The organism is Halomonas sp. 3D7M (genome assembly GCF_014897885.1).
Taxonomy (GTDB): domain Bacteria; phylum Pseudomonadota; class Gammaproteobacteria; order Pseudomonadales; family Halomonadaceae; genus Vreelandella.
The window spans coordinates 1-7,688 of the sequence record NZ_JABUZF010000172.1; the positions used below are offsets into that span (position 1 = coordinate 1).

Below are 7,688 nucleotides of genomic sequence, written 5' to 3' on the forward strand. Positions count from 1 at the left end.
AAGATAAAAACCGCTCTTTCAAACCTGCGCCATTCAACAACTCAATGGCGTGACTTTCATCATAACTTATAGTCATTTTTCGTTTATTAAAATTGTTATCTCTTTCACTCTGGTCTACCTGATGCAGTCTTTTCAAGACCTTGGAAATCAGATTGTCATCAACATGGACAACAAACGCTCTCTGAGCGACCTCCTTCCCGTCGAATTCGATAAAGACAAAAAATGCGGGCATTTGCGCGGTAATCAGTCGCCTTAGATTTGATAAGGTTATGGGTAGTTTTCTTTGATTCCTATCGGTTGCTTTGACCTGAACTTTGCACTCAAATGCTGACTTATGAATCTCATGAGTTGAGATTCCGGAGCTGAACGGGAACTCGACAAAAAAATCCCACCCAGTCTTATCTATTTGAGAACCGTTTGGGATCAAGCCAACGTCAGCACACCAAAGACTGAAGGTGCTCTCTCCCATTAACCCTAAATCTCTCATAGTTTCCTTATGGCGCTAACAGCGTATTAGACGGCGCGTTCTATGATTGAATGAACGCGCTGGCACTTTTTTCCGGCAAATGCAGCCTGCCAGATTCTCCCAAGCCTATGATCCTTCTGACTACTAAATTTCATTAGGCCGCATAGCCAAAATTCGCGCGCCTGCTGCATTTCCTGGCACGGCCGCTTTGGGTCGTTATCTGTCATCTCCCCATCAGTATAGTTTGAAGCTCTGCATTCGACCAAGAGCGGTCTTTGATGTAACGCTTAAGTTAAGCCGAGATGCGTAGTGAAGCCAAATATATAGTAAGCAGTATCTGCCAGATGCCCCCCTGAAACGAAGCGGCTTCAACTTGAACACATACTTATGTGGTCTATACCTCTATTGCAACTGATTGCCACGAGTGTCTGCTTTGACGACACAAGCCTCAACAAGCGCCCAAAGCCAGCAAATTACCAACAAGATCAACGAGAATGCCGAATAGAAGCCCGTACTCAGGTCAAGAAGGAACGTGACAAGGATAAGAGCTAGCTTTGTTGCCCCTGATCCCACATGGCCGGAATAGAAATTATGGAATCCAAAGCCACCGAGAAGAATTGCAAGAATAATATAGGTGCCTCGACTCTTGCTTACATTGATCATTGGCGCAGTTGCTGCAGGTGGTGGCGCCGCGATCGGGCAGCCGCAGCTGGGGCAACTCAGCGCCTTGTCTGATACTTGAGTAGTACACTCTGGGCATGCGATTAGAGCCATCATATCTCTCTTGTAATCTCTGAGAATTGCAGGAATTTAGCCTATGGTGCCTAACGAGGCTGTAGAAAAGCCCTCGACCAACTTTTCGATGATGCTCATACGTAAAATTTAGAAGACTTTTCGGTAAAAAGTGCTTCAAATTTTAAGGTTAGAGCCTATTTTTAGTTCAATTATTGAACAATTTCTAGTCGACAAATGATTTCAACCTTTTCTACAGCCTCAACGCCTGAATTCAGCGGTGTTTGAGGTATCGCCTGTATTTGCGAAAACAAAAATGAGTGGCGGGTCAAATGTCCGCAGCAATGATTTGTTAGATGTCTGGTTGGAAATAGTACAGACCTTTGGATAAAAGCTCTTCAACGATGAAATGAACGATTCGCATCTCCTCCACCCCATTTTTCACCTCAAAACTCGTGACTTCCAATGAATGATTCGGTATCAGATCCACTAACTTCCAACTTGCTTCCATTTTATCTTTCTTCCTCAATGGATTCGAAAATATCAAGTTGAAGGACTTGCTCCAATCCCAGTGATCACTCAACTTACCCTTATTTTTGTAGTCGTGATGGCGATGGTAGATGTTCGTCAGAATGACAGAATCAACGTTGTCGTACTGCTCGGGTGGATGGTAGGAATCCTGGGTTAGCAGTCCTTGCGACCCAAACATGTAGAAAAACCACTCCTGCATACTCATGCGGTCAGAGCAACATACAACCAGAACATTTAGTTCCTTCTCTGAGGAATTGTCGGCAAATTTTCCGTGAGCCGACAATAAAAAGTCTTTCAACTTGTTGTCCATATGCTGCTGTAATATCAACGGCTTATCTGGATCAGCGTTAGGGTTTCCTTCGGCATTGAACACCTCACGCTGCAACTTCTCCACCAGTGATTGGTAGTCATCCATACGACCAAATGCACCAACCTTGAAAGCGTGGGTCTGATCAATTTTGTGTTGCCTTGAATAGTCAGGACACTTGATTTCGAAGTTGAATCGAAATCCGTCTTTTTCAAAAGAACAATCTACATCTTTGGGAGGCTTGATTTTCCGCTCATAGACAAATGCATCTGGAAACAAACGCCCCATCGTCGAGGAGATTGCCGTTTCGCACGCGGCCTGAAGATACTTCGCCTCATCAAAGTCACTGCGGTTTAGCTGCAGGTCGGATTCGATTGCCCGCAGCTGCTTTTTGGTCAAAAACGGAGCAAGAACGCCCATAGCCCCCCATAGCTCCATACTGTAACCAGAAGCTTCTTCGCCAGCTAGATAAGCATGGTTTGGATTCGAAGTCATAATATGCGCCTCCCGTTTACCTCAAGACATCTAACACTGCTGAACCAGCATACCGCTTTCGCCGGGATGGTCGCTTAGGGTCAAAAAGCGTCATTGACTTTCCTCATAAAAAGCCACCTTCCCTGCTATCGCCTCCATGCCGCCAATCGGCTACTCATAGCTCCAAGCGATATCCTGGTGTTCACCCAGCGAGAAATGCACCGTATGCCCTTTGAATGGGCAATACGTGGTGGTTTCTGACACGGTGAGTAAGTCCATCCGCACGTCTTCACGTGGGAAGTAATAGCGTGGCGGGTAGCCGTGTTCGCGGAGTTCGATGGTGTCGATGGAGCCAGCAACTAACGTGCCATCAACATGCGCCTGCACGCGTTGGCTAATAGGGTGAAGCTCAATGCGTGGGGCATTTGGCATTAGGTTGTTCCCTGCGGCGTTATTCGCTCTAATGCTTCGATCCTAGCAGTTAAATTATATTTAGCCTACTTTGAGCACTTAGTTTTTAGTCGATATTGGTCACTTCATGACCTAGATCATTCATCACTTCCACGCCGCCGCCCGGCCTACTCCTCCGGTGGGGAAAGGTGGGCATCGGTCAGGGTACGTGGCCGGTACTTGCACGCGGTATCAGCCCAACGCTTCCATACACTCTCATCGACTGAAATATTCACCGCAGGCAGCCCCTGCATACCCTGCGCATACTGCCGGTAAAATCGGCCGTCGCCCTTGTATCTAAGGCGTGCATACTTGGCGTAAAGCCCTTTCAGAAAATCAGCAAACGAATCTTTCGGTGCCATTTTCCAAGCATCCTCTGCAGCATTGAAGGGGGCCACTTTTAGGCCTGCCTGCTGCGCTTTGGTTAACATCCAGCTCAGCGGTATGTCGGCCAGCGTGTCGCCAGCGCCATAACCGCCGCCTACATTGGCGTGGGCACCGATAAACCAGCGCTGCTCGACGTTGCGATTACCTGTTTTCTGCTTGCCATCCTTGCTCGTCCAGAGCGATACGTTATAGGCCGACCTGTGTTCGTCCAGCGCGACCGCTTGATAGGCATAATCGACAATGCTGGAAAGCTCGGTATCGTGCCAATCGTATTTGCTTTTGAACAGGTTGGTTCCTGGCACGCCCAGTGCGCCAACGGTATCCCACACGCCAATGAAATGAACCCTGGGCTGGCGGCTGAAGCGCTTCTTGAACTCTGTGCACACCTCAGAATCGGGGTGCAAATCACGGTTTCGATAAATACTTTCAGCCTTATCAAGCAGCCCTGGCGTGACGACATGCACTAGCCCGCATTTACGAATCATCCCCACTAGGCTTCTGGCGGTGTAGGCACCGCGGCTGAATCCAAATATCCAGATCTCATCGCCTTCACTGTAATGCCTTGCCAGCCAGTCATAGCCTTCCCGTAGGTTTTTGCTTAGCCCATAACCGAAGGCTCCGCCGAAAAAGCGCTGAAATTTGGACGTCCCTACACCGGGATCATAATAGAACCGCTGCCTGATACCGTCATCGTCATCATGGAGCAGCCGGGTAATACGATAAACATTGGTTTGATCTTCAGGGTCGTTCCAGGTGCCATCGAATAGCAGAGTCAATTTTTGCTTTGCCATGGTGCCCCCATGATGATGCACGCCTTTGAACAGTGCTCATAATCGCTTAATGAGGGGCAGACGATGCGCGATGCGCTCTTGGCCAACGCGTACCTGCGACCTCCACATTACTTAATGAAGGTTAGTCGACAATTCATCCCGTCACCTGTTGATAGTCAACTGTTGATAGTCACCTGCTGATAGCCAACCGGCGGACTGCCTCACGCTTTCTGCGGCGATGCAGACACAGCTCGTTAGCAAAGCGCGTTGATGCGCACCGGAGCAAACTGTCGACGATATTCGCTGGGCGATAGCTGCACTAAACGATTAAAAAGAGCGCAAAAGCTTGCTACATCCCGATAGCCAACGCGTTCGGTGATCTGCGCCACGGTCAAGGATGTCGTGCGCAGTAAGCTCTTGGCCATATGCACTCGGTGACGCTGCAGGCAGAGTAGCGGTGTGGTGCCACTCTCATTGCGGAAGCGGCGCAGCAGCGTGCGCGTGCTGACATGAAAGGCGTCCGCCAAGCGCTGTAGATCGTAGGGCTCGGTATATCGCTGCAGTAGCCAGCGCTCAACCTGGGTTGAAAAGCGCTCTTCATTGCTTCGCAACAGCAGTGGTTCGATGTACGGCGCTTGGCTTTCACGCGCTGGAGGTGTCAGCGCTAAGCCACTTACCTGCTGGGCCAAATCTGGGCTAGCGTGCCTGCGAATCAGGTGCAGAGCGAGGTCTGCTGCGGCGCTGAATGCGCCAGCCGTGATCACTCCCCTGTCTTCTACCAACAGGGCATCAGAATCTACCTGAACAGCGGGATACAGGCGGGCCAACTGGGGCGAAAATAGCCATGCTGTCGTTGCACGCCGACCATCTAACAGGCCGGCTTCAGCAAGCAGAAAGGCTCCCGCACAGATAGAAGCAACCGGCACTCCGCTTGAAAAGCATTTGCGGATAAAGCGGATTTCCTGGCCGAATTCGTTGAGGTCGTCCCGGCCTATCTCTAGTTGCGCAACATCTATTCCCGGCACAATAAGCAGATCAATCTTGCCCGTCGCGGGAGTCGTATTTAACTCAATGCATCCGGCAGCCTTAATCCGTCGGCCTCGCACGCTAATCACTTCCACCTGGAACGGAGGCTGATCATTGTTCGTGTTGTACTGCGCAACACGGTTAGCCATTAGCAACAAATCGCTAACGGTGCACACTTCCATGCTCAGGCAGTGGTCGAACGCGAGGATCGCGACACGCATTGACGGGCTGACCTCCCTAATGGCGTTATCGCCTAATTATATGGCGATAACGCCTCTCCTCTCTAGTACCCAGGTACGTGACACTGAGGCCTCGTTTAAACAGTAAAATCCGAGGGCGAATAGCATGGCGAAACTGGGCTCAATGGCGTGGGGTGAGAAAAGTGACGGTATCTTATCGTCAACAGACCGCATGAAAATGCTAGCGGGCCTAGTGCGGGCGCAGCTTGGTGAAACGCTATCGCGCCTAGCGTTAAATCTAGGTGCCTACCAGCAGCAGCGGCGGCGGATAGCCCCTGATCGCGTTGTAGTGCCGGAATCGTCAATCACACGAATGGCGGATGAACTGGCCGCCCAGCACTACAGCGAGCCATTACGGCTGCACTGTTTGCGAACCTTTTTTTTCGGCCAGCTATGGGCGCAGTTCCATGGGCTACGTATTGATGCTGAAACGCTCTATGTTGCCAGCCTTCTTCATGATCTTGGCCTGACTGGCCATTTTCACCAACAAACAGCTTGTTGTGGCTTCGCCATCGTGGGTGCGCGTAGCGCAAGAGATTTAGCGGCAAGCCAGCAGTGGCCCCCAGAGCGTCAACGAGCGGTTTACGAAGCGATCAGCTACCATCTCAATCCCTACCTATCCTTGGCCCACCACGAACCCGAGGCCGTTTGTCTGCAACGCGCTGCCCACCTTGATGTGATCGGCGCGGGGCATCATCTGTTACCGGATAGCGCAATTACGAAAGTGCACGCCGATTATCCACGCACAGGCTTTCGTGAAGAAATCCTGGCCAGCATGACTGAAGTAGTACACGCCCGCCCTGTGTGTCAACCTGAATCCATACACCGGCTCAGTGAGTTAAGCTCAATATCAGAGCCCGAGGTTCAGGAGCCCGTATCATGCCTAAACCGCCAACCGAGCTGCCCGATCATCAGGTCACGCCGAATCCCAAGCTGGAGAAACGCACACGTCGTCAGTTCTCGACCGAATACAAGTTGCGCATCCTCGCAGAAGCCGATGCCTGCCAGCATGGTGAGCTCGGGCAGCTGTTACGCCGCGAAAAGCTCTACAACAGCCAGCTGACCACTTGGCGCAAGGAGCTTGCCGAGAGCGGCGTGGAGAAGCTCCACAAGACCGCCCCAGGGCCGAACCCGAGCAAGACGCCGGAGCAGAAGCGTATCGAGGCACTGGAGCGTGAGAACGCCCGTCTTCAGCAGAGGCTCTCGACCGCCGAAGACTGCCTATCGCTCCAAAAAAAAGCGCTATCGATGCTCGATCGCATGAACAATGGGAGCGAACCATGATCACGGTGCTCGAAGAGCGCCCGGCGCGCCTCCCATTGGCCATGGCCTGCCGAGCCCTGGGCATCAACCGCAGCACGGTGTACGCCTGGCGAAAACGCCGCCATGAGCCTTATACCGGAGCTTCAACGTCGCGCCGGCATTGCCCGCAGCCCAGGGCCCTGTCGGCCGAGGAGCGAGCGAAAATGCTGGAGATCGCACATAGCGAGCCCTATCGGGATCAGCCGGTGTATGAGATCTATCACGACCTGCTGCAGCAAGGGATCTATCTTGGCTCGCTCAGCACGTGGTACCGGCAGCTGCGTGAGGCCAAGGAGAGCGGTGACCGCCGTCCTCAGCGTGCTCCCCAACACCATGCCGTCCCACGCATCACGGCAAGGGCCGCCAATGAGGCCTGGACGTGGGACATCAGCAAATTGCCCACGCGGCGACGCGGCGTCTACCTCAACCTCTACGTGGTGCTGGACCTGTACAGCCGCTTCATCGTGGCCTGGATGGTCTCCCACAAGGAGAATGCCGCCTTGGCTCAGCAGCTCTTCCAGGAGGCCGTGGATCGCTACGGTATCCCGCATGGCGCACTGACGCTCCACCAGGATCGAGGCTCGCCGATGATCGCCCGGAGCTATCTGGATCTCATGGGAGAGCTGGGGGTCACGTGCAGTCATAGCCGGCCGCGGGTCAGCAACGACAACCCCTTCAGCGAAAGCCAGTTCAAGACCAGCAAGTACCAGCCCGATTACCCGGGGCGCTTCGAGAGCATCGTCCATGCCCGGCAGTGGTACAGCGCTTACGTCGACTGGTACAACCTGCTGCACCATCACAGCGGGCTGGCTGGCTTCACGCCGGAGCAGGTCTTCACCGGCCGATATCGCGAGATTGCCGAGGTCCGCCAGCGAGCGCTCGATGACAGCTTCGAGGCGCATCCCGAGCGGTTCCTACGCGGACGCCCAAAGGTGGCGCTGCCACCGGACAGTGTCTCGATCAATCCAGTACAGCCCGATGACGACGACCCGGCCCCCTACAGC

The 7,688-nt window shown here is 52.8% G+C and carries 6 protein-coding genes and 2 pseudogenes; 3 read left to right on the forward strand and 5 right to left on the reverse strand.

All coding sequences use genetic code 11. From position 1 onward, the window contains the following. The 5 genes and pseudogenes from INT22_RS09265 to INT22_RS09290 form a co-directional block, all read right to left on the reverse strand. Positions 1 to 487 (reverse strand): hypothetical protein (locus INT22_RS09265; protein WP_226912557.1); only part of this gene is annotated, 487 nt, incomplete at its 3' end. A 1,063-nt stretch (positions 488 to 1,550) separates the two neighbouring features. Continuing rightward, on the reverse strand, positions 1,551 to 2,531 hold the full coding sequence (locus tag INT22_RS09275; RefSeq protein ID WP_193068109.1) for a hypothetical protein: 981 nt from the start codon (positions 2,529 to 2,531) through the stop codon (positions 1,551 to 1,553). A 150-nt stretch (positions 2,532 to 2,681) separates the two neighbouring features. Further along, a complete protein-coding gene (locus INT22_RS09280; RefSeq protein WP_193068110.1) occupies positions 2,682 to 2,942 on the reverse strand; it encodes a DUF427 domain-containing protein in 261 nt (86 codons plus the stop codon). A gap of 146 nt (positions 2,943 to 3,088) precedes the next feature. After that, complete coding sequence (locus tag INT22_RS09285) at positions 3,089 to 4,138, reverse strand: DUF2235 domain-containing protein (RefSeq protein WP_193068111.1); 1,050 nt, start codon at positions 4,136 to 4,138, stop codon at positions 3,089 to 3,091. 326 nt (positions 4,139 to 4,464) lie between these two features. Continuing rightward, positions 4,465 to 5,364, reverse strand: a pseudogene (locus tag INT22_RS09290) (GlxA family transcriptional regulator); the annotation flags it as partial. A 331-nt stretch (positions 5,365 to 5,695) separates the two neighbouring features. Between INT22_RS09290 and INT22_RS22100 the strand changes: the two are divergent. The 3 genes and pseudogenes from INT22_RS22100 to INT22_RS09305 all read left to right on the forward strand — a co-directional run. Then, positions 5,696 to 6,034, forward strand: a pseudogene (locus INT22_RS22100) (HD domain-containing protein); the annotation flags it as partial. Between the two features lie 227 nt (positions 6,035 to 6,261). Next, on the forward strand, positions 6,262 to 6,666 hold the full coding sequence (locus tag INT22_RS09300; RefSeq protein ID WP_027961730.1) for a transposase: 405 nt from the start codon (positions 6,262 to 6,264) through the stop codon (positions 6,664 to 6,666). Next, a partial coding sequence (locus INT22_RS09305) for an IS3 family transposase (protein ID WP_193068115.1) occupies positions 6,663 to 7,688 on the forward strand: 1,026 nt, incomplete at its 3' end. The genes INT22_RS09300 and INT22_RS09305, both read left to right, overlap by 4 nt.